The organism is Ensifer sp. ENS03 (assembly GCF_014852035.1).
Classification (GTDB): Bacteria; Pseudomonadota; Alphaproteobacteria; order Rhizobiales; family Rhizobiaceae; genus Ensifer; species Ensifer adhaerens.
In genome coordinates this window covers 1,223,457-1,243,955 of record NZ_JACVAV010000002.1, presented here as the reverse complement: position 1 = coordinate 1,243,955, position 20,499 = coordinate 1,223,457, and the positions used below count along the sequence as shown (strand labels likewise).

Genomic DNA, 20,499 nt, shown 5'->3' with positions numbered 1-20,499 from the left:
CGTCATGAACGCGAACGTTAGTGCTGCAGCAGAGCCGGTCCTGAAGCTGAAGGACATCCGCAAGACCTTTGGCGGCGTCACCGCGATCGAGAACTTCTCGCTGGACGTCCGTCCGGGCGAGATCGTGGCGCTCGTCGGCGACAACGGCGCCGGCAAGTCGACGCTGATCAAGATCATCTCCGGCGTTTACACGCCGACCTCGGGAACGATCACCATCGAAAACCAGACCGTGGCGATGTCGAACGCCACGATGGCGCGCGCCCATGGCATCGAGGTCGTCTATCAGGATCTGGCACTTGCCGACCAGCAGACGGTCTATATGAACATGTTTCTCGGCCGCGAGCCGGTAAACCGTTTCGGCCTGCTCGACCGTCGCCGGATGATTTCCGAGACGGAAACGCTGGTGAAGGAACTGGATGTCCGCATCCCCTCGGCCCATGCGACGATCCGCGACCTCTCGGGCGGCCAGCGCCAGGGCGTCGCGATTGCCCGCGCTACCCATTGGGCGAGCAAGCTGATCTTGCTCGATGAGCCGACGGCAGCACTTGGCGTTGCCGAAACCGCCAAGGTCGAGGAGATCGTCGAATCGCTGAAAAGCCGCAACATCGGCGTACTGATCATCAGCCATAGCCTCGATCAGGTGTTCAAGCTCGCCGATCGCATCTGCGTTCTGCGCCGCGGCAAGCAGATCGGAATCCGTGAGACGGCCAAGACGGACAAAAACGAGATCATCGCGATGATCACCGGGCTTCAGCAACACTGAGGCGGATGAGTCCAGCGGTGCCGCCATTGGGGCGGCGCCGGTTGGCAATCATGGTGCGGCGCCGAAGAAGGTGAGGCGGGTGAACAGCACGTAGTGCGATTCCGAGACCATCAGCGCCACGAAGACCAGCACCAGCAGCGGCGGCAGCAGGATCGCGTAGATCAGCGCCAACCGTTCCCAGGCCATGTGCATGAAGATCGCGACGATAAGCCCTGCCTTCAGTACCATGAAGATCAGGATCAGCGACCACCGGAGATAACCCTGCAGCCCGACATAGTCGACGAGGTAGGAGAAGGTGCTGAGCACGAAGAGCAGCAGCCAGACGACCAGATAAAGACCGATCGGGTGTTGCTGGTGCGTTTGTGCGTGGCCTTCTACTTTTGCTGCCGGTGCCGCGTGGGTGTGAACAGTCGTTTCCGTCATGGCCATGCCTCACCACAGATAGAAGAATGCGAAAATGAAGACCCAGACGAGGTCGACGAAGTGCCAGTAGAGGCCGGTGATCTCGACGATCTCGTATTGTCCTCTTCGGCTCGTGAAAAAGCCACGCCGTTCAGTGTCGAAATCGCCGCGCCAGACTTTTCGCGCGATGATCAGCAGGAAGATGACGCCGATCGTGACGTGGGTGCCGTGGAAGCCGGTGATCATGAAGAAGGTCGAGCCGAATTGGGCAGCACCCCAAGGGTTGCCCCAGGGACGCACGCCCTCGGTGATCAGCTTCGTCCATTCGAACGCTTGCATGCCGACAAAGGTGGCGCCGAAAAGGGCGGTCAGCAGCATCAGCAGAGCGGTCTTCTTGCGATCGCGCCGGTAACCGAAATTGACGGCCATGGCCATGGTGCCGCTCGAGGTGATCAGCACGAAGGTCATGATGGCGATCAGGATCAGCGGCACGTCCGAGCCGCCGATGTGCAGGGCGAAGACCTCGCTCGGATTGGGCCAGGGAACGGCGGTCGACATGCGCGCCGACATGTAGGCGATGAGGAAACAGCCGAAGACGAAGGTGTCGCTCAAGAGGAAGATCCACATCATCGCCTTGCCCCAGGAGACGTTCTTGAACGTCCGCTGGTCGGAGGCCCAGTCGGCGGCAAAGCCGGCAAGTCCCGCGGGGCGATGGAGCGGTTCTCGGACAGGCGAATGTGTCTCGGCGGACATGCCTTGCCTCCTTCAAGTCAAGAGGGACCGGCAGAGCTCGACGAAGTCGTTGGCCCAGCCGGAAAAGAGCGCGTAAAGCACCAGCCATACGGCCAGCATGAAATGCCAGTAGGTGGCGCAGAGCGTGATCGACAGCACGGCCCTTTCGCCCATCGGGCCGGTGCGCGTCTTGACGATGACCCGGGTAAGCGCGAACAGGCCGCCGAGGATGTGCAGGCCATGCATGCCCGAGATCATGTAGAAGAAGCTGTTGGCCGGATTGTCGGCGAGCAGGAAGCCAGCGTCGGTCAACTCCCGCCAGGCAAAGACCTGGCCGGCGAGGAAGGCGAGACCGGCGGCAAGGGCTGCGATCATCGCCGTGCGGCTCGCCTCGTCACGATGCTGTTCGGCAGTGACGCGGGCCGCATGCAGAAGCAGGCTGCCAAGCGCAAGGATGGCGGTGTTCAGCCAGAGGATCTTCGGCATCGGCGTCGACCACCAGTCGGTGGAGGCCATGCGCATGAAGTAGGCGCTGATGAAGAGAGAGAAGAGCGCGGCGACGACAGCAAGGAAGACGCCAAGGCCGATTTTTGCAGGCGGGATCGAAGGCCTACCGCGCGGACGGGGGTCGTGGGCGTGGCCGACCTCCAGCCAGGGTTTCGAGAACAGCCGCTGCCGGCTGAGCCACCAGGCGGCGATCGCGAAGATCACCGCCAGGAAGACGAGGGTGACGTTCATGAGGCCCCCTCCGGCGCGTGGCCTACGGAACCCGGCTCAGTCTGCGGAATGAAATCTTCCGCTGCACCCGGCACGCTGTAGTCATAGGGCCAGCGGTAGACGACCGGCAGGTCCTTGCCCCAATTGCCATGCCGCGGTGGCGTTTCCGGCGTCTGCCATTCGAGCGTCGTTGCCCGCCAGGGGTTGCCGCCGGCCTCGCGGCCGTGGCGGATGCTCCAGATGAGATTGAAGAGGAAGACGATCTGGGCGGCGCCGACGATCAGCGCCATGATGGTGATGAACTCGTTGAGCGTATGGGCGGATGCCGGCACGAAGGCGGTCTCGCCCATCTCATAGTAGCGGCGCGGCATGCCGATCAGCCCGAGATAGTGCATCGGGAAGAAGATCAGATAGGCGCCGACGAAGGTGACCCAGAAGTGGATCTGCCCCATCGCCTGGTTGAGCAGGCGGCCGGTGATCTTCGGATACCAGTGATAGATCGCCCCGAAAATCACCATGATCGGCGCAACGCCCATGACCATGTGGAAATGGGCGACGACGAACATCGTGTCGGAGAGCGGCACATCGACGACGACATTGCCGAGGAACAGACCGGTCAGCCCGCCATTGACGAAGGTGACGATGAAGGCGAGCGCGAACAGCATCGGCAGCGTCAAATGGATATCGCCGCGCCAGAGCGTCAGCACCCAGTTGTAGACCTTGATCGCCGTCGGCACGGCAATGATCAGGGTGGTGGTGGCGAAGAAGAAGCCGAAATAGGGGTTCATGCCGCTGACATACATGTGGTGCGCCCAGACGATGAAGGAGAGCGCGCCGATGATGACGATCGCCCAGACCATCATGCGGTAGCCGAAGATGTTCTTGCGGGCGTGGGTGCTGATGAGATCGGAGACGATGCCGAAGGCGGGCAGGGCGACGATGTAGACCTCCGGATGGCCGAAGAACCAGAAGAGGTGCTGGAACATGATCGGGCTGCCGCCGCCATGCTGCAGCTGCTCGCCCATCTCGACGATCGCTGGCATGAAGAAGCTGGTGCCGAGCACCCGGTCGAACAGCATCATGACGCAGGCGACGAAGAGGGCGGGGAAGGCGAGAAGCGCCATCACCGTCGCCGTGAAGATGCCCCAGACGGTGAGCGGCATGCGCATCAAGGTCATGCCGCGCGTGCGCCCCTGCAACACGGTGACGACATAGTTGAGGCCACCCATGGTAAAGCCGATGACGAAGAGGATGAGGGAGGAAAGCATCAAGATGATGCCCCAGTCCTTGCCGCCGGGCGTGCCGGAAAGTACTGCCTGTGGCGGATAGAGCGTCCAGCCGGCGCCGGTCGGCCCGCCCGGTGCAAAGAAGCTCGCGACGAGCACGAGGACGGCCAGCAGATACAGCCAGTAGCTCAGCATGTTGGCATAGGGGAAGACCATGTCGCGCGCGCCGAGCATCAGCGGGATCAGGTAGTTGCCGAAGCCGCCGAGGAAGAGCGCAGTCAACAGATAGATCACCATGATCATGCCGTGCATGGTGATGAACTGGTAGTAGCGTTCCGCATCGATGAAGGCGAAGGCGCCGGGAAAGCCGAGCTGCAGACGCATCAGCCAGGAGAGCACGAGGGCGACCATGCCGATGGCGATCGCGGTCGAGGCATATTGCACGGCGATGATCTTCGCATCCTGGCTGAAGACATAACGCGTCCACCAGCTATGGGGATGATAGAGCTCCACGTCCTCCACTTCCGCGGGGCCAATCTGTTCGCCCGTGCCTGACCGGATATCGACCATCTGCGAGAACCTCCCAACACCGGATCATCTCGATCCAACGCCTTGAACCTGCAATTCCGCACGTCCAACAATGGAATTGCGTCTCCTCACGAGCGGGATGCGGGCGGATATCGCGAGCACTTTTCCTCATCCCGCTTTGGCCGTCGGGGCGCCTGTTATTGCGCCGGGGCGGCATTCACTGCCTGCGCCGTTTCTTTCGTTCCTGCCTTTGCCTGCAATTGCGAGAATGTCGTCTGTTGCGAGAGCCAGGCTTGATAATCGGCGGCACTGTCGACAACGACGGTGCCGCGCATCTGTGGGTGACCGGTGCCGCAGAGTTCGGCGCACAGCACCTCGAACGTGCCGGTGCGCGTCGGCGTCAGCCAGAAATAGGTGACCATGCCCGGCACCATGTCCATCTTGGCGCGGAACTCCGGCACGTAGAAATCATGCAGCACGTCGACCGATCGCAGCAGGATCTTGACCGGCTTGCCGACCTCCAGATGCAGCTCGCCGCCTTCGATGACGACGTCGTCGAGGGCGGCCGCATCGTTGCGGTTGAGGCCGAGCGAATTTTCCGGGGTGATGTCGCGGGTCTCCGACGTACCGAGCTTGCCGTCGGCGCCGGGCAGCCGGAAGCTCCACAACCATTGCTGGCCGACGACTTCTACCTCCGCCGCACCATCCGGCACGGTCACGAACTGGTGCCAGACGAAAAGGCCGGGGGTGAGCATGGCGGCGACGCCGAGCGTGGTGCCGCCGGCAAGCCACCCTTCGAGCTTCCTGTTTTCCGGTTCATAGGCCGCCCGGTTTCCCGGGCGATGCCGAAAACGCAGGACGCAATAGGCCATGAAAAGCACGACGGCGACGAAGACGACGCCGGTAATCCAGAAGGTGATGATGAGCGTATTGTCTATGTAATTCCAGTTGGACGCGATCGGCGTCCACCACCATGGGCTCAACAGATGGAACAACACCGAACCGACGGCCACCAAAACCAGAACAACTACCACGGCCATTTCTGTCCCTCCTCGCCGCTGGCGGCTGTGGGCATGAATACGCAATCCGTAGAGCCTTCTGCATGTTTCCGTTAATCGTCGCCGATCAAACGGCAAAACATGCAGGAATTCAAAGTTCTACAGCGACCTTTGCGCGTCTGGTCAGACACGCGGTGCTGTAGCTGCAATTATTACACGAACGTCGAACAGTCGCAATTCGCCGCCTCCGTGCGAGCAGCGGTTGCGTTTAGTCTCCGCAGGTTACTGCGAATACTGCTTGAGATAGGCGATGAGGTTGGAGATATCCGTATCATCTTTCAAACCGGCAAAGGCCATTTTCGTGCCTTTCACCTTGGTCCTTGGATTGTGCAGATAGTCGCGCAGATGCGCCTCATCCCAGACGAGTCCACCCTTGCCGGCATCGATCATCGCCGGCGAGTAGCTGAAGTCGGCATGAGTGCCTGCCGTTCGTCCGAACAGATGGTTGAGCGATGGCCCAACCTTGTTGGTGTCGCTGTCGGCCACATGACAGACGGCGCATTTCTTGAAGACGGTGGCTCCGGCGGCCGCATCGCCCTCTTGCGAAAGGGCAGCGAACGGACAGAGCATCGTTGTCGAAAAGGCAAGGGCAACAACAAGAATTCGCATGACACTTCCTCAATATCGCCGGGCGCAGGCAAGGAAGGCTATCGTCAATCTGTCGTTTTGGCGGTGCTTGCTTCTCTTAAGTTGGCGCCACGGCGGTTGATACTTGCGACACGACGACGGTACGCCTCGCTTTGTGGAAGTCAACCGGCGCAGCCGGCCGGTTTGCCGGATGCGCCTAAATTTTCGCCATGTCGCTGCCGGCGCTCAGACGCGATTGCCGTCGGCGTTGAAGAAGTGCAGCCGCTCGACCGGCAGGCGTACGGGCAGCGAGCCGGAAACGTTGAGGAACCGGCGGTCGTTGGTAAACGCCTTGAAGCCGGCACGGCCGAAGGAGAGGTGCAGGATGATGCCGAAGCCCGTTGGTTCGACCAGGTCGACATTGGCATTCAGCGCATCCGGGCCTTCGACGCCGATCTCGACATGCTCCGGCCGGATGCCGAGCGTCGCCCTGGCGCCGTCCGTCAAGGCAGGATGCGGCTGAGCCGGAACGATGATGCCGCCTTCGGTTTCGAAGCGCGGGGCGGTACCGTTGCGATAAGTTCCCTCGAAGAAGTTCATGCCGGGCGACCCAATGAAGCCGGCCACGAAGAGATTGGCCGGGCGGTCATAGAGATCAAGAGGGCTTCCGACCTGCTGGACGAAGCCGCCGTTCATGGCGACGATGCGATCGGCGAGCGTCATCGCCTCGATCTGGTCGTGGGTGACGTAGATCGAGGTGGCGCCCAAGTCCTTGTGCAGCTTCTTGATCTCGGCGCGCATCTGTTCGCGGAGGCGCGCGTCGAGGTTGGAGAGCGGCTCATCGAAGAGAAACGCCTTGGGTTCGCGCACGATGGCCCGGCCCATGGCGACGCGCTGGCGCTGTCCGCCCGAAAGTGCACGGGGGCGGCGTTCGAGCAGCGGGTCGAGACCGAGCTTGGCGGCAGCGCCCGAGACGACGCTTGCGATCTTTTCCTTGGCGACCTTCCTCAGCCTCAGGCTGTAGCTCATGTTCTTGGCGACCGACATGTGCGGATAGAGCGCGTAGGACTGAAACACCATGGCGATGTCGCGGTCCTTCGGGGCCAGTTCGTTGACGCGTTTTCCGGCGATGCGGATTTCACCCGAGGTCACGCTTTCGAGCCCGGCGATCATGCGCAGAAGCGTGGACTTGCCGCAGCCGGACGGGCCGACGAGCACGACGAATTCGCCGTCGCCGATCTTCAGGTCGACATCGTGCAGGACCGGGTGGATGCCGTAGGATTTCTGGATATTGGCGATATCGATGGAAGCCATGAGAACAACCCTCAGCCTTTGACCGCGCCGGCCGTGAGGCCCTGGACGAGATAACGTTGAATGAGCAGGAAGAAGAGGCAGGCGGGGATGAGCGCGAGCACGCCGGCGGCCATCATCTGCCCGAAGTCGACGGAGAACTTCGACACGAAGGACAGAAGCCCGACGGGGAACGTCGCCTGATCGTTGCCGGAGATCAGCATCAGCGAGAACAGTAGCTCGCTCCAGGCGGCGGTGAAGACGAAGCCGAGCGTTGCGGCAATGCCGGGCAGCGTCAGCGGCAGGATGATCTGGCGGAAGGCGACGAATTGGGTGGCGCCGTCGATCATCGCGGCCTCCTCCAGATCCTTCGGGATGCCGTCGAAGAACGACTGCATCAGGAAGGTGGCAAAGGGTACGTTGAAGGCGGTGTAGACGATGACGAGGCCGGTGAGGCTGTTGGTCAGCCCGAGCGGCGAGAGGATCTTGAAGATAGGCGCCACCAGCATGACCAGCGGGAACATCTGCGTCAGGAGCATCAGCGCCACCAGCCAATACTTGCCGCGGAAATTGAAGCGCGACAGGGCGTAGCCCGAGAGCGACGCGAGGATGGTGACGATGACGGCGGTGGAACCCGAGACGATCAGGCTGTTCTTGAAGAACACCGGAAAGGCGCTGTGGCGGAGCACGAAATCGAAGTGCTCAAGGCTGGCGCGCGACGGCCACATTCGAATGCCTTCGGAGTAGAGCAGGTCGTTGGGCGTGACGGCGACCTTCAGCAGCCAGTAGAGCGGGAAGAGCGCAAACGCGATGTAGGCAAGGATTGCCAGCCGGTGCGCGATCATGAGGAAAAGAGGTTTGGCGCGCATCGGTTCAATCCTTGCTCAGGAGCCATTGCCGCAGGATGACGATCAGCATCGAATAGGCGAGCAGCAGCGCCAGGAGCACGAGCGCGATCGCCGAGGCGTAACCGAAATCCAGCCGCTTGAAGGCCTGGGTGAAGATGTAGCTGGCGACGATCTGGGTGCGGTCGGCCGGTCCGCCATTGGTCATGACGATGATCAGGTCGGCAAAGTTGGAGATCCAGACGGTGCGCAGGAGGATGGTGATGGCGATGGTGGGCGCAAGGAAGGGAAGCGTGATCGACAGGAAACGTTGCACTGGGCCGGCGCCGTCGATGCTGGCGGCCTCGTAGAGGTCGCGGGGGATCGCCTGAAGGGCTGCTAGCAGCGTGATGGCGAAGAAGGGGATGCCCCACCAGACATTGGCGATGATCGGTCCCCACATGGCAAGCTGCGGGTCGGACAGGATGTTGTTCGGTTCGCTCATGATGCCGAGGCTGAAGAGCCAGTGCGGCAGGGGGCCGACGACCGGATTGAACAGCCAGGCCCAGTTAAGGCCGGCGAGGAAACTCGGCACCGCCCACGGGAGGAAGACGAGCGCCTGGGCGAGGCCGCGGCCGTAGAAGGGCTTGTCGAGCAGCAATGCGAGGATCAGACCGAAAACAAACTGGAAGAAGACCGAGGCACCGGTCCACCAGAGCGTATTGCGCAACGCCCGATAGAAGGCCTGGTCCTCGGACAGCGCCCGGAAATGATCAAGACCGATATAGGCGCCGGAGAACGGGTTCAGGAGCTGGATATCGCGGAAGGCGTAGGAGACGCCGAGCACCAGTGGCACCAGCATCACGGTGACGATCAGGATCAGCGCCGGCGCGCTATAGAGATAGGGTGCGGCGCCATCGGCGATGCGCTTCTTCAGCGGCGTCCTGCTTGCCGGCAGGCCGCTTTGGCGGGCGACATAGGCCATCGATCGAAATTTCCCCTGTGCGGCCGCCGGTTTTTCGGGCGTGCCTCGATTCTAGGTCGGAGCGGGAAGGGCGGAGACCGCGCACACTTCATTCCGCTCAAAGAGTTATGAGGGCCGGCGGCGGCGAACCGCCGCCGGCCAAAAGCTTACTTCTTGCTGGCGAGGAACTTCTGCTGTGCCTTGGTGAGGTAGTCGGCCCACTGGTCGGCGAGTTGCTGCGGCGTGATATCGCCGAGCAAGGCTTCCTGGGTCGTCTTGATGGCAAGCGAGTCCTTGAAGAAGGCGAATTCCTCGAGGTAGGTCGGCATGACAGTCAGGACGACGTCCTTGTCGGCAAGTTCGTCGAACCAGCCCTTGAACTGCGCGCTGGCATAGAAGGGATCCTTCTCGGCCGACTTGTGTACCGGAAGCGCCCCGGTGCGCTTGTTCCACTCGATGTTGCCTTCCGGCCCTTCGAGCGTCTCGATCAGCTTCCAGGAGAGGTCCTTGTTCTGGCTTGCCGATAGCATCGACCAGCCGGCAAAGCCGATGGTTGTGAAAGCCTTGCCGCTCGGGCCCTTCGGCATGGTGGTGACGCCGAAGTCTTCCGATTTCATGCGCTCGGCAATCGCGATCAGAGCATCCGGGTCCTGGTCGAGGAAGGCGCAGGTGCCGCTGTAGAAACCGGCGACGATTTCATTGAAGCCCCAGTTGACGCTGTCCTTCGGCGCCAGCCCCTTCTTGTAGAGATCGATCACCCAGGTGAGGCCCTTGACCCAGCCTTCGCTGTTCATGGTCGAGGTGCCGTCCTCATTGAAGAAGGTGTTGCTGCCGGCCATGGTGGCGCCGAACATCACCCAGCCGTTGAGGCCGCCCGGACCGCCGCGCAGGCAGTAGCCGGACTTGCCCGGAAGCTTCGAGACGGCTTCCGACGCCTTGACGAAATCGTCCATGGTCTTTGGCGGCTCGTTGACGCCGGCTTCCGACAAGAGCTTCTTGTTGTAGAACATGGCGCGCAGGTAGAAGCCGTAGGGCAGCATGTAGGCGGTGTCGTTGACGTCGCGGCCGAGTTCGAGCGCGCGTTCCGTCAGGCCGCCGGTGTGTTCCCACTTGGCGAGGTAGGGCTCGAGGCTTTCGAGCATGCCGTTGTTGGCATAGAGCGACAGCCAGGTGTCGGGCATTTCCATCACGTCAGGCAGTTCGCCGGCCGAAACCATGGTCGCGAACTTCTGGAAGGCTTCGCCCCAGGGCAGCGAGATGATCTCGACCGTCGTGCCGGGGTTGGCGGCCTCGAACTTGGCGACGATCGACTTCAGCGTCTCGGTGCGCTCGGGACTGGTGATGACCTCGACGAGCTTCAGTTTGGTGTCGGCGAGCGCGCTTCCGGCCATGAGGCTGGCGAGAAGCGTGGCAGTGATCAGTTTCTTCATTTCTGTTCCCTCTTTTCTTCGTTGGTTTTGGTTCAAAGTGGGCGGACCGGGATCCTCATCCCGCTCCAGTCAGTCAGTCGAAGCGACGGCGAGCGCCGCTTCGAGATCGCTCCAGAGGGCCTCCGTTCCCTCCAGACCGACATGGAGCCGTACCGATCGCGGCGAGATGCCGAAGGCGGCCGCGGAATTGGGCTGGGCTTTCTGCGACAGCACGACTTCGCCCGGCACGATGAGGCTTTCATGCCCGCCCCAGGACACGCCGAGCTTGAAGAGTTCGAGATGGTCCGCGAAGCGCCTGACGTCGACGCCCTCGCGGAAGATGAAGGAGAACAGGCCGGAGGTGCCGGAAAGGCCCGGCGGCAACGTGTTGCCAAGGCCGGGGTGGCAGACGGTCTCGACCAGCGGGTGAGCCTGCAGGCGGCGCGCGACTTCAAGCGCCGAGCGCTCGTGCGATTTCATCCGGATCGGCAAGGTACGCAGACCGCGGATCAAGAGCCAGGCGTCGAAGGGAGAAAGCTTGCCGCCGAGATAGGGATAGGCTTCGGAACGGATGCGGCCGATCAGTTCCTTCGATCCGGTGACGACGCCGGCGACGACGTCCGAGTGGCCGCCGAGATATTTCGAGGCCGAATGGATGACGAGATCGACGCCGAGCGAGATCGGCTGCTGGAAGATCGGGCTCGCCCAGCTGTTGTCGATCGCGGTGATGATGCCCTGGTCCTTCGCCAGGCGGGCAAGGGAAGCGACGTCGTGGGTGTCCATTACCCAACTCGTCGGGCTTTCCATGTAGAAGAGCTTGGCGCCGGGCAGCGCCTTGGCGACCGCTTCCTCGTCGCGGCCGTCGACATAGGTCACTTCGATCTTCATGCGCTTCAGATGCGTGCCGAACAGGCGGAAGGCATCGGGATAGACATGGTTGACGGCAACGATCCGGTCGCCCGGCTCGACGAAGGAAAGCACGGTCGAGGAGATCGCCGACATGCCGCTCGCAAAACCGATCGCGTCCTCGCCGCCTTCGAGTTTCGCCAGCATCTCCTCGAACATGCGCACAGTCGGGTTGAGGCCGCGGGTATAGATCGGCCGCACGCGCTCGCCCCGGTAGGAGGCGACCATGTCGTCATAGTCCTTGAAGGTGAAGAGCGAGGTCTGCACGATCGGCGGCACGACGGCGTCGAAGGCGTGGCCTTCGTCATGCGCGACGATCAGCGAGGCATGGTCGAACGGATCGAGGCCGTTGGTCATTTGGACATTTCCTTGATGTCTTCCTCGACGATCGCGAGGATTTTCAGCGTTTCTTCGCGCGCGGTCTCAGGGTCCTGAGCAGCGATTGCGTTGAAGAGGGTGCGGTGGAACGGGAAGGAGCGACGGGCGAAATCCGTTCGGTCGAAAGGGTGGTCCCAAAAGCGCTCGAAGGCCTCGCGCATTTGTTCGAGCAGCTGGCGAAAGAGCGGATTGTGGGTGGCGTCGTAGATCGCCAGGTGGAAGGCCAGGTCTTCCGGCCCCGACGTGCCCTTGGCGATATGCACGCGCTCCATTTCGTTGAGCCTGATTTCGATGACCTTCAGGTCGTCTTCGGTGCGCCGGCGGGCGGCGACCATGTTGGCTTCGACTTCGATGCCGCGGCGCACTTCGAGCGTCATCAACAGCACGTCGCGCAGGTGCGCCGCGTCGAGCGTGAGCGGCATATGGACGGTCGCGCCGGAGATCGTGCGCAAGAGATAGGTGCCGCTGCCCTTGCGCGCCTCGACGACGCCGAGTGCCTGGAAGTGGCGAATGACCTCACGGATCGTGGAGCGGCCGACGGCCAGCGCCGTCATCAGCTCGCGCTCGGCCGGCAGGCGTTCGCCGGGTTTCAGGCCCGATTGTTCGATGTAGTCAGCCAACGCGGCAATCACCTGCTGAGCCCGGTCGGCCGGGGGCAGGGGCATCAGTGCCGCTCTTGCCGGTTCATTCATTCGGCTCCCTCCCCAGAGGCCAAATTGGTCTGACATCTCACCAATATGATCAAGCCAGTTGGGGTCGTCAAGCAAGAACTGATAGACGCACAACTGTTGACCCCGCCCGCCTCAGGCGTAGACAAGGGAGGCAAGGAGCTCTGGTGATGATGAAATCGGAATATCAGTTCGTGGTCGCAGCCGTGCTCGGCGCGTTCTTCGTCATGGTGGCGGCTGCGGGGGATGCCGAGGCTCAGATGCGGACGCGGAAGGGCGAGTATTACGAGGGGATCCAGCGCAAGCCCTATGGCTATTACTGGATCTGGCCACCGGTCGAGCAGCAGCAGCCCGTCTACAAGAAGCAACCCGGCAAGAAGGGCAGCGAGCTCGCGAAGCCGCGCAAGCGGCCGGTTCAATAGCCGCAGGGCTCGACGAAGAGCGCAAAGAGAAGCGGCGCCCTGGGGCGCCGCAACTTTGATCAGACCTTCGCGACGTGAACGTCGCGGGGGAGTGAGGAGAGAACCTCCGGCCCATCCTCCCGGAGGATAACGATATCCTCGAGCCGGATGCCGAAGCGGCCGGGGAGATAGATGCCGGGCTCGATCGAGAAGACCATGCCTTCTTCGAGCACGGTTTCCGAGGTCGCGGTGATATAGGGCGGCTCGTGGCCGTCGATGCCCATGCCGTGGCCGGTGCGGTGGACGAAGTACTCGCCATAACCGGCGTCCGAAATCACCTTGCGGGCAGCAGCATCAACCTCCTTGGCGAGCACGCCCGGGCGAGCCGCCTTCAGTGCCGCCTGGACGGCCCTTTCGACGATCGTGTGGATCTGCCCGTAGCCTTCGGGCGCGCGGCCGACGATCGCCATGCGCGTAATGTCGCTCGGGAAGCCCTGCTTGCGGCCGCCGATGTCGATAACGACGGCATCGCCTTCCTCGATCACCCGCTCGCTGGCGGAGTGATGCGGGAAGGCGCCGTTGCCGCCGGCGCCGACGATCCAGAAGGCCGGTGCCGCACCTTCCGAGGCGAAGTGCGCGCGGATGTCGGCGGCCAGTTCCTTCTCGGTCATGCCCGGGCGGATCTTGGAGAATGCCGCCTGCATGGCGCGATCGGCGATGCCGGCATTCATCTTCAGAAGCGCGTACTCGCTCTTGTCCTTGCGCATGCGGAGTGCGCCGAGCGTCGCCGGGGTGAATTCGCGCGCGGTATCGGCGGGCAGCGCATCGATCAGCAGCAGCGCAAAATCGGCGCGCATGGTTTCGTCGAGCACGACGCGACCGGGCTTTGCGGCGCCGACATCGGCAAGCGCTGCGGTCAGGGCTTCGCTCGGGCCAACGTCATCGGCCCAGTTGTGGAAGGCGATGTCGGTGTGCTCGCGCGTGCCTTCGGCGTTGAGCGCCGGCATCAGGAACGCTTCCTTCTCCGGGCCGATGAGCAGCAGGCACGGGCGCTCGTCGGGATGCGGATGGTAGCCGATCAGCCAATCCATATGCGATCCCGGCGCCAACGCGACGAGGCCGACATTGCTTTCGGCCATCGTGCGGCGGAGTGCTGCAAAACGGCTCTTGGTGAGTTCCTTCATGGTGTTTCCAATTCTGGCTTGAGAAATCAGATGCCACAGCCGGTCATGCGGCCGTGGCCGAAGGTGAGGGGGAAAGGAGCACCGGAGATTGGCGCGTCGTCGGCTATGGGGAATGCTTGAGGCCCGCGCCTGTCTTGCGGCGGGACTTGGATCTTTGGCTCTTCAAGCGGACACCTCCCCCTCGAATGCACGAACATGAGGCCGGGAGGCTGGTCGCTTCCCGTCGCTATGCGTCTGTATTTGCACGACTTTGGTGCTGTGGCTGAGCGTTGTCAATACGGAATTTTAGTCACACTAAAATTTGTGACGGCATCGCCTCAGGCAGCCAATCGCAGCAACCGCGCAACCGCCTGCTGGTCGAAGCCGCCGATACCCTCACGGATGTCGGCAGCGACCGCGTCGGCAGCAGCGTTCTCATCGCGGCGCCTCAGCGCCTCGATTGCCTCGCGGTGGCGGTCGACCACGTAGAGTTCGGTCACGTGTTCCATGGCGATGCCGAGGATCGGGCCGAGCTGCAGCCAGACGCTCTCGATCAGCGGCATGGCGACCGCATCGGGATTGGCCGTGTAGATCATCCGGTGAAACGCCTGGTTGGCGATCAGCGCCGCCACCTTGTCACCCCGACGGATCTCCGTCTCGATGCTGTCGTCGATCGCCGTGATCTTCTCGATCTGACGTTCGGAAAGATGAGCGACGGCCCGGCGAGCCGCATGGCTTTCGAGCGCGATGCGCAACGAGATCAGTTCTTCGAAGCGGGCGGGCGTGATGTGCGGCACCACGATGCGGCGGTTTTCGAGGAACTGCAGTGCGCCGATCGAGGTCAGCTGTCTAAGCGCCTCGCGCACCGGCGTCGGGCTGCTTTCAAGCGCCTCGGCCAGGCCGCGGATGGTGACGGAGGTGCCGGGTCGGAACGCGCCGACCATGATCGCCTGGCGCAGCCGGTGAAAGGCATAGTCATGCGTGGTCATGCCGTCGGGGCGCGCAAGCGGCGGTAAGACAAGGGGTTTCAAGTGCGCATGTCCTTTTGCCCGAATAGCGATGGCTTTCTCATCAGCGAGAGCGGTGTTTGGCAAACGCCTGCATACACTTTTCCGCGTCCCGCTCTACGTCAAACGCCTGATAGCACTGCCGCTGCTTGACTCCAATTCCCGAATTATGTCAACTTTCTGAAAATGTGATCACAAAAAGAGATTTGCGATATGTCGCTCGACGCGGAAGATCCCAGCGCATTCAAGGCATGGCTCGAGCAGAACGGGCCGATCGAAAGCATCCAGGCCGTCGTCTGCGACCTCAACGGCATCATGCGGGGCAAACGCGTGCCAGTGGAGCAGGCGGGCAAGGTGCTCGGCGGCGGCATCCGCATGCCGCTCTCGATCGTCGGTGTCGACGTCTGGGGCGAGGACATCATCAACAGCGAGCAGGTGTTTGCGAGCGGCGACCGCGACGGCATCTGCGGTGTCACCGGCCGCGGCGCGCTGCCGGTCAACTGGACCTCGCGGCCGAGCGCGCTGGTGCCGCTCTGGCTGCAGCTTGAGGACGGCAAGCCGTTTCTCGCCGATCCGCGCCAGGCCCTGGCGGCGGTCGTGCGGGAGTACAAGGAGCTCGGCCTTCGTCCCGTCGTCGCGACCGAGTTGGAGTTTTACCTGATCGACCCGGAGCCGGACAGCGCAGTGCCGCCGATCTCGCCCTATACCGGCAAACGTCTCGATTCCGATGCGATCCTCTCAATCGACGAACTCGACGATTTCGGCGAGTTCTTTTCCGACGTCTACAAGGAATGCGCCCGGCAGAACGTGCCGGCGGATGCGGCGATCGCCGAGAACGGCATCGGCCAGTTCGAAATCAACCTGCTCCACACCGACGACCCGCTGAAGGCGGCCGACGACGCGATCTTCTTCAAGCGCATTGTCAAAGGCGTGGCGCGCAAGCATGGGCTCGCCGCGACCTTCATGGCCAAGCCCTATGGCACCCGTTCCGGCAATGGCATGCATATCCATTTCAGCCTGCTCGACGAGGAGGGCAACAACGTCTTCAACGACGGCAGCGACGAGGGCTCGCCGATGCTGAAGAACGCCGTCGCCGGTCTACTGCGCGGCATGGCCGAGACGACGCTGCTGTTTGCGCCGCATTTCAATTCCTACCGGCGACTGCGGCCGGATACGCACGCGCCAACCGCCGTCTGCTGGGGTTACGAGAACCGCACCTCGGCCATCCGTATTCCCGGCGGCAATCCTGCCGCGCGGCGTATCGAGCACCGCGTCGCCGGTGCCGACTCCAATCCTTATCTCGTCATTGCCGCGATCCTCGGTGCTGCCTTGGTCGGCATCCGCAACAAGTGGAAGCCGCCGGCGCCGGTTTCGGGTCGGGCCTATGCAGCGGAGAAACTGCCCAAAATTCCCTCGGAATGGGGGCAAGCGGTCGACAGCTTCGAGGCAGGACCGATTGCCGCCGAAATCTTCGATCCCGTGCTGCGCTCGATGCTTATCGCCTGCAAACGCCAGGAAATCGCGGGCTTTGCCGAGCAGGTCACGGACTACGAATTCAGCGCCTATCTGGAAATCGTCTGATGCTTACCAAACAGAAATCCTATGCCGGTGACGGCAGCTACCCGACCAGCTACTACGCCGCCTCCCGCAACATCATCCGCACGCCGGTCCGGCTGCAGGGCCGGGTCGAGGCCGATGTCTGCGTCGTCGGCGCCGGCTATTCCGGTATGTCGACGGCGATCCACCTTGCCGAAAAAGGCTACAAGGTCGTCGTCATCGAGGGCGCGCAGGTCGGCTGGGGCGCTTCGGGCCGCAACGGCGGTCAGGTGGTCAACGGCCTTAATGCCAGTCTCGCGACCATCCAGCGCCGCTACGGCGAGGATGCGGCGCGCTTCATCGGCGGGCTGGTGCAGGAGGGCGGCAAGATCATCCGCCGCCTCGTCAGCCAGTACCAGATCGAATGCGACCTGAAGCCGGGCAATATCTACGCCGCCTATACGCCGGCGCATATGAAGGAGCTCGAAGCCAAGCAGGCGCTCTGGCGCAAATATGGCATGGACGACCACCAGTTGCTCGACCGTGTCGCGCTCGCCAAGCTCGTCAAGTCGGATGCCTATTGCGGCGGCATGCTGGACACGACCGGCGGCCACATGCATCCGCTCAATTTGGTACTCGGCGAGGCCCGTGCCTTCGAAAGCATTGGCGGCACGATCTACGAACAGTCGCCGGTGACACGTGTCGACCACGAGGCGGCGCGGCCGACCGTCTATACTGAAGGCGGCGAGGTTTCGGCGCGCATCGTCGTTCTCTGCGGCAATGCCTATCTCGGCGATGCCGTGCCGAAGCTCGTCTCGCGCGTTATGCCGGTTTCGACGCAGATGATCACCACGGCGCCGCTCGGCGAAGAGCTTGCCCATTCGCTGATCCCGAGCGACATGTGCGTCGAGGACGTGCGCTATATCCTCGACTATTTCAGGCTCTCGGCCGACAAGCGCATGATCTTCGGTGGCGGTACCGTCTATGGCGGAACCGATCCGGCCGACGTGGTCGCCAAGCTGAAGCCCAATCTCGAAAAGGTGTTCCCCGCGCTCAAGGGCGTGAAGATCGACTATGCCTGGAGCGGCAATTTCGCGCTCTCCTTCACCCGCGTGCCGCAGATGGGCCGGATCGGCAGCAACACCTATTTCGCCCATGGCTATAGCGGCCACGGCGTTACCGGTTCGCACCTCTTCGGCCGCACGCTCGCCGAGGCGATCGACGGCGACACTACGCGTTATGACGTCTTCGAGAAGCTGCCCTGGTATCCGTTCCCGGGCGGGCGCATGTTCCGGGCGCAGTATTCCACCATCGGTTCCTGGTGGTACCAGTTCAAGGACGCGGCCGGGCTCTAGGAACAATCCGCGCGCAGCGGCGTTTTGGCCGGGCGGACCGCCGTCTCGGCGGCGGTCCGCGGTCGATCTCGCGTCGAATGTGTTTCCGTCCTGATTGGCGATGCGATAGTATCGACCTTCTGCGGCAGGGGTCCGCCATCTCAAAGTGGGCCTTTGCGTCTCTGCCCTGTGACCGCCCGCATCTGGCGCTTGCTGAATCGGTCACCAAGGATCGCCCGCCTGTCGCTGCGGGCAAGCAAACGGGGAGCCTATCGCTCCCGATTGATTTCCTGGGAGACCTCGCGATGTTCGTGCGCTTTGGCTATGAAATCGGCATTCGTTGCCCGCAGCCGACCCCGATGATGACCTATCTTTCCGTCGTGCCGGAACGGCGCTCATGCCTGCGGCGCGAGCATGGTCCAGTCTCTTCGCCGATCGTGAAGATGGAGCAGATCACTGATCCGCATGGCAACACCTGCTTCCGGATGACTGTGCCCGAGGGCGATTTCAAGCTCTGCTATGATGCGGTGATAGAGGATGACGGCAGGCTCGACGCCACGGACCCATTGGCGGATGCGGTGCCGGTCGAGAACCTGCCCGCCGAGTGGCTGCCTTATCTTGCAGCCAGCCGCTACTGCGAAACGGACCGGCTTGGCGCGCTTGCCTGGCGTCTGTTCGGCGATGTGCCAGCCGGCTGGGAGCGCGTCCAGGCGATTTGCGATTATGTCCATGAACGCCTCGTTTTCAGCTACGGCTATGCGCAGGCGATGCGCACGGCACTCGAGGCGCATGAGGATCGCGTCGGTGTCAGCCGCGACTACGCCCATCTGGCGATCACCCTCTGTCGCTGCATGAACATGCCGGCGCGCTACGTGAACGGCTATATGGCCGATATCCCCGCGAGCGAACATCCTGCGCCGATGGATTTCAATGCCTGGTTCGAGGTCTATCTCGGCGATCGCTGGCATACGTTCGACGCCAAGAACAACCAGCGGCGGGCGGGGCGCATCGCGGTTGCCCGCGGCCGTGATGCCGCCGACATTCCGCTGATCCAGACCTTCGGCAAACATGAGCTCACCGCTTTCACCGTCTGGACCTGCGTCGAAACGGATAGCGCGCTCAAAGGCTCGCATCGCGCCTCCGACGTTTCGCTGCTCACCCCATGGTTCAGCGAAACCTGGGCGAAGCATCTTCAGGACCGCGACCGCAACCGCCATTGATGAGCGCGATGGCGGCGAACCGATTTTTTACGATTTATGCGATTTGCGGAATTTAATATCTACAAACTCAATGGAAAATATAGGAGAACAAGACAGTCGATGGGCCGTGGCCCTCGCAGGAACGGAGAGACGCGATGAACGCAGCGAAACCGATGATCCAGTCCCGCTACGCACTCTACGGGACCACACCGCAACGCCGCTCACATGTTCATCTCGTTCCGCACGCAATTGCCATCGTTGCCGCCTTCTCTTTCGTCAGCGCCGTCGTGGTCGGCGCCTTCTGACGGCAGCCTCAGCTTTGCCGTGACAGATGCTCGTGCACGGCAAGCCACTCTCCTGACGATTTCCGCTCGAACACGATCGTTTCCCGTTCGTCCGTGGTTGCGGGCTCTCCATTGAATTCCAGTTCGGTCTCGACCCGGTGGGTGAATACCGCGACATTGCCCACCGTCTGCACATTTCGCTCGCTCGACCGGCAGGCGCGCACGCGAAAACCGTCCCGTTCCTCCCAAAGCGACCACTCGGCCTCGTACTCCGCCCTGCTTTTCAGCGGTCGGTCGAGCGTGTGGAAGATGAAGGTCGCATCCGGCGCGAACGCGGAGAAATAGGCTGTCCGGTCATGCCTGGCGAAAGCGGCAACCAGCCGGTCGGCGGCCTGAAGCACCGACTGTTCGAGATTTTTCATGGGGTTCCCTCTTTATCCGGAAGCAGACTGCTCCGGTGGTCTTCGTGATGGTCAGCGCACTGCAATGAGCGTCGCCAGCGGGCGGTTCTGCCGTGAGACGCGCGCTTTGAGATCGTCGAGCGACATGGTTTCGCGCTTCGCGAACTCGGTGAACATCATGTTGAGATTGTTGAAGAACATCTCGCCGACCGCCTCGGCATCGACATCAAGTGCGACGACGCCCTTGGCCTGAAGTTTGCGGATCAGCGTCGAAACCTGCTCGCATAGCCGACGATCGAGTTCGGTGTAGCGCTTGCTGAACGGGCTCTCCGGCTGCTGGATGGCGATCGCCATGGCGGTGCGCCACATCTCCTTGCTGAGATAGTGGAGCGAGTGGTCGTAATATTCGCCGATCAGCGCATCCAGCGCGCCCATGACCGATGCCGGCGGGTTGTCGACGATCGCACGCCCGGCGGCGAGCACCTCCTCGACTTCCATCGAGACGGTGGCAAGCAGGATGTCGCCCTTGTTTTCGTAGTAATTGTAGAAGGTTCCAACCGAAATTTCGGCGCGCTCGGCAATGACCTCGATACGAGCGCTGTCGTAGCCCACTTCGCGAAAGAGCGCGCTGGCGGCGTCGAGAATACGCCTGTTTCTGTCGGCTTTTTGCCGTGCGCGCAGTCCCGTCATCCGATGTTTCCCCGAATTATGAATTGGTTCAAAATTGAGATTGACTTAAAAA

The 20,499-nt window shown here is 62.3% G+C and carries 22 protein-coding genes; 6 read left to right on the top strand and 16 right to left on the bottom strand.

From position 1 onward, the window contains the following. The first annotated feature begins 4 nt into the window (after window positions 1-4). Window positions 5-763 (top strand): ATP-binding cassette domain-containing protein, encoded by a 759-nt coding sequence (locus IB263_RS12835; protein ID WP_112983545.1) that lies wholly within the window; start codon window positions 5-7, stop codon window positions 761-763. Between the two features lie 48 nt (window positions 764-811). On the opposite strand, the gene IB263_RS12830 is transcribed toward IB263_RS12835, so the two are convergent. The 12 genes from IB263_RS12830 to IB263_RS12775 all read right to left on the bottom strand — a co-directional run bounded on the left by IB263_RS12830 (window position 812) and on the right by IB263_RS12775 (window position 12,456). After that, complete coding sequence (locus tag IB263_RS12830) at window positions 812-1,186, bottom strand: cytochrome C oxidase subunit IV family protein (protein WP_034798923.1); 375 nt, start codon at window positions 1,184-1,186, stop codon at window positions 812-814. A gap of 9 nt (window positions 1,187-1,195) precedes the next feature. Beyond that, window positions 1,196-1,918 carry a heme-copper oxidase subunit III family protein gene (locus IB263_RS12825; protein ID WP_034798919.1) on the bottom strand — a complete coding sequence of 241 codons (723 nt, stop codon included), beginning with the start codon at window positions 1,916-1,918 and terminating at the stop codon, window positions 1,196-1,198. 12 nt (window positions 1,919-1,930) lie between these two features. Next, window positions 1,931-2,635, bottom strand: coding sequence for a cytochrome c oxidase subunit 3 (locus IB263_RS12820; protein ID WP_112771936.1), 705 nt, complete (start codon window positions 2,633-2,635; stop codon window positions 1,931-1,933). Next, entirely contained in the window at window positions 2,632-4,410 is a 1,779-nt protein-coding gene (ctaD, locus tag IB263_RS12815) for a cytochrome c oxidase subunit I (protein ID WP_060605254.1), read from the bottom strand. The genes IB263_RS12820 and ctaD overlap by 4 nt, the downstream gene beginning before the upstream one ends. A 155-nt stretch (window positions 4,411-4,565) precedes the next feature. Next, window positions 4,566-5,408: a cytochrome c oxidase subunit II gene (locus IB263_RS12810; RefSeq protein ID WP_034798913.1), complete on the bottom strand. Its 843-nt coding sequence runs from the start codon at window positions 5,406-5,408 to the stop codon at window positions 4,566-4,568. 240 nt (window positions 5,409-5,648) lie between these two features. Further along, window positions 5,649-6,035 (bottom strand): cytochrome c family protein, encoded by a 387-nt coding sequence (locus IB263_RS12805; RefSeq protein ID WP_034798911.1) that lies wholly within the window; start codon window positions 6,033-6,035, stop codon window positions 5,649-5,651. Between the two features lie 204 nt (window positions 6,036-6,239). Next, on the bottom strand, window positions 6,240-7,307 hold the full coding sequence (locus IB263_RS12800; RefSeq protein WP_192438567.1) for an ABC transporter ATP-binding protein: 1,068 nt from the start codon (window positions 7,305-7,307) through the stop codon (window positions 6,240-6,242). An 11-nt stretch (window positions 7,308-7,318) separates the two neighbouring features. Further along, window positions 7,319-8,152, bottom strand: coding sequence for a carbohydrate ABC transporter permease (locus IB263_RS12795; RefSeq protein WP_060520333.1), 834 nt, complete (start codon window positions 8,150-8,152; stop codon window positions 7,319-7,321). A gap of 4 nt (window positions 8,153-8,156) precedes the next feature. Then, on the bottom strand, window positions 8,157-9,092 hold the full coding sequence (locus IB263_RS12790; protein WP_113188573.1) for a carbohydrate ABC transporter permease: 936 nt from the start codon (window positions 9,090-9,092) through the stop codon (window positions 8,157-8,159). A 146-nt stretch (window positions 9,093-9,238) separates the two neighbouring features. Beyond that, window positions 9,239-10,501 carry a sugar ABC transporter substrate-binding protein gene (locus IB263_RS12785; protein WP_034798905.1) on the bottom strand — a complete coding sequence of 421 codons (1,263 nt, stop codon included), beginning with the start codon at window positions 10,499-10,501 and terminating at the stop codon, window positions 9,239-9,241. A gap of 69 nt (window positions 10,502-10,570) precedes the next feature. Next, window positions 10,571-11,743 carry a PLP-dependent transferase gene (locus tag IB263_RS12780; RefSeq protein WP_034798903.1) on the bottom strand — a complete coding sequence of 391 codons (1,173 nt, stop codon included), beginning with the start codon at window positions 11,741-11,743 and terminating at the stop codon, window positions 10,571-10,573. After that, window positions 11,740-12,456 carry a FadR/GntR family transcriptional regulator gene (locus IB263_RS12775; RefSeq protein ID WP_034798900.1) on the bottom strand — a complete coding sequence of 239 codons (717 nt, stop codon included), beginning with the start codon at window positions 12,454-12,456 and terminating at the stop codon, window positions 11,740-11,742. The genes IB263_RS12780 and IB263_RS12775 overlap by 4 nt, the downstream gene beginning before the upstream one ends. Window positions 12,457-12,602: 146 nt before the next feature. On the opposite strand from IB263_RS12775, the gene IB263_RS12770 reads away from it, so the two are divergent. After that, window positions 12,603-12,854 carry a hypothetical protein gene (locus tag IB263_RS12770; protein ID WP_060520335.1) on the top strand — a complete coding sequence of 84 codons (252 nt, stop codon included), beginning with the start codon at window positions 12,603-12,605 and terminating at the stop codon, window positions 12,852-12,854. A 59-nt stretch (window positions 12,855-12,913) separates the two neighbouring features. Here IB263_RS12770 and IB263_RS12765 read toward each other — a convergent pair whose 3' ends face one another. Both IB263_RS12765 and IB263_RS12760 read right to left on the bottom strand, forming a co-directional pair. Beyond that, the gene (locus IB263_RS12765) at window positions 12,914-14,017 is read right to left on the bottom strand and encodes a Xaa-Pro peptidase family protein (protein WP_082566417.1); all 1,104 of its coding nucleotides are present in this window, start codon (window positions 14,015-14,017) and stop codon (window positions 12,914-12,916) included. 317 nt (window positions 14,018-14,334) lie between these two features. Further along, window positions 14,335-15,027 carry a GntR family transcriptional regulator gene (locus tag IB263_RS12760; RefSeq protein ID WP_060520336.1) on the bottom strand — a complete coding sequence of 231 codons (693 nt, stop codon included), beginning with the start codon at window positions 15,025-15,027 and terminating at the stop codon, window positions 14,335-14,337. A 189-nt stretch (window positions 15,028-15,216) separates the two neighbouring features. Between IB263_RS12760 and IB263_RS12755 the strand changes: the two genes are divergently transcribed. The 4 genes from IB263_RS12755 (at window position 15,217) to IB263_RS12740 (ending at window position 19,377) form a co-directional block, all read left to right on the top strand. After that, complete coding sequence (locus IB263_RS12755) at window positions 15,217-16,584, top strand: glutamine synthetase family protein (protein ID WP_034798892.1); 1,368 nt, start codon at window positions 15,217-15,219, stop codon at window positions 16,582-16,584. After that, on the top strand, window positions 16,581-17,894 hold the full coding sequence (locus tag IB263_RS12750; protein ID WP_162744653.1) for an FAD-binding oxidoreductase: 1,314 nt from the start codon (window positions 16,581-16,583) through the stop codon (window positions 17,892-17,894). The genes IB263_RS12755 and IB263_RS12750 overlap by 4 nt, the downstream gene beginning before the upstream one ends. Window positions 17,895-18,178: 284 nt before the next feature. Continuing rightward, on the top strand, window positions 18,179-19,093 hold the full coding sequence (locus IB263_RS12745) for a transglutaminase family protein (RefSeq protein WP_034798891.1): 915 nt from the start codon (window positions 18,179-18,181) through the stop codon (window positions 19,091-19,093). Window positions 19,094-19,227: 134 nt separating this feature from the next. Further along, window positions 19,228-19,377 carry a hypothetical protein gene (locus IB263_RS12740; protein ID WP_034798890.1) on the top strand — a complete coding sequence of 50 codons (150 nt, stop codon included), beginning with the start codon at window positions 19,228-19,230 and terminating at the stop codon, window positions 19,375-19,377. A gap of 8 nt (window positions 19,378-19,385) precedes the next feature. Here the strand turns inward: IB263_RS12740 and IB263_RS12735 are convergent, their stop codons facing one another. Together IB263_RS12735 and IB263_RS12730 are read right to left on the bottom strand one after the other, a co-directional pair. After that, entirely contained in the window at window positions 19,386-19,778 is a 393-nt protein-coding gene (locus IB263_RS12735) for a nuclear transport factor 2 family protein (RefSeq protein ID WP_192438566.1), read from the bottom strand. A 51-nt stretch (window positions 19,779-19,829) separates the two neighbouring features. Continuing rightward, on the bottom strand, window positions 19,830-20,447 hold the full coding sequence (locus IB263_RS12730) for a TetR/AcrR family transcriptional regulator (RefSeq protein ID WP_192438565.1): 618 nt from the start codon (window positions 20,445-20,447) through the stop codon (window positions 19,830-19,832). Window positions 20,448-20,499: the final 52 nt, after the last annotated feature.

Bases quoted from the DNA above. Each gene is read 5' to 3' on its own strand.
- IB263_RS12795 (WP_060520333.1), bottom strand. From the start codon at position 8,152: ATGCGCGCCAAACCTCTTTTCCTCATGATCGCGCACCGGCTGGCAATC.
- IB263_RS12830 (WP_034798923.1), bottom strand. From the start codon at position 1,186: ATGACGGAAACGACTGTTCACACCCACGCGGCACCGGCAGCAAAAGTA.
- IB263_RS12755 (WP_034798892.1), top strand. From the start codon at position 15,217: ATGTCGCTCGACGCGGAAGATCCCAGCGCATTCAAGGCATGGCTCGAG.
- IB263_RS12800 (WP_192438567.1), bottom strand. From the start codon at position 7,307: ATGGCTTCCATCGATATCGCCAATATCCAGAAATCCTACGGCATCCAC.
- IB263_RS12835 (WP_112983545.1), top strand. From the start codon at position 5: ATGAACGCGAACGTTAGTGCTGCAGCAGAGCCGGTCCTGAAGCTGAAG.
- IB263_RS12745 (WP_034798891.1), top strand. From the start codon at position 18,179: ATGTTCGTGCGCTTTGGCTATGAAATCGGCATTCGTTGCCCGCAGCCG.
- IB263_RS12775 (WP_034798900.1), bottom strand. From the start codon at position 12,456: ATGAATGAACCGGCAAGAGCGGCACTGATGCCCCTGCCCCCGGCCGAC.
- IB263_RS12770 (WP_060520335.1), top strand. From the start codon at position 12,603: ATGATGAAATCGGAATATCAGTTCGTGGTCGCAGCCGTGCTCGGCGCG.
- IB263_RS12730 (WP_192438565.1), bottom strand. From the start codon at position 20,447: ATGACGGGACTGCGCGCACGGCAAAAAGCCGACAGAAACAGGCGTATT.
- IB263_RS12820 (WP_112771936.1), bottom strand. From the start codon at position 2,635: ATGAACGTCACCCTCGTCTTCCTGGCGGTGATCTTCGCGATCGCCGCC.
- ctaD (WP_060605254.1), bottom strand. From the start codon at position 4,410: ATGGTCGATATCCGGTCAGGCACGGGCGAACAGATTGGCCCCGCGGAA.
- IB263_RS12780 (WP_034798903.1), bottom strand. From the start codon at position 11,743: ATGACCAACGGCCTCGATCCGTTCGACCATGCCTCGCTGATCGTCGCG.
- IB263_RS12740 (WP_034798890.1), top strand. From the start codon at position 19,228: ATGAACGCAGCGAAACCGATGATCCAGTCCCGCTACGCACTCTACGGG.
- IB263_RS12785 (WP_034798905.1), bottom strand. From the start codon at position 10,501: ATGAAGAAACTGATCACTGCCACGCTTCTCGCCAGCCTCATGGCCGGA.
- IB263_RS12825 (WP_034798919.1), bottom strand. From the start codon at position 1,918: ATGTCCGCCGAGACACATTCGCCTGTCCGAGAACCGCTCCATCGCCCC.
- IB263_RS12810 (WP_034798913.1), bottom strand. From the start codon at position 5,408: ATGGCCGTGGTAGTTGTTCTGGTTTTGGTGGCCGTCGGTTCGGTGTTG.
- IB263_RS12735 (WP_192438566.1), bottom strand. From the start codon at position 19,778: ATGAAAAATCTCGAACAGTCGGTGCTTCAGGCCGCCGACCGGCTGGTT.
- IB263_RS12790 (WP_113188573.1), bottom strand. From the start codon at position 9,092: ATGGCCTATGTCGCCCGCCAAAGCGGCCTGCCGGCAAGCAGGACGCCG.
- IB263_RS12805 (WP_034798911.1), bottom strand. From the start codon at position 6,035: ATGCGAATTCTTGTTGTTGCCCTTGCCTTTTCGACAACGATGCTCTGT.
- IB263_RS12765 (WP_082566417.1), bottom strand. From the start codon at position 14,017: ATGAAGGAACTCACCAAGAGCCGTTTTGCAGCACTCCGCCGCACGATG.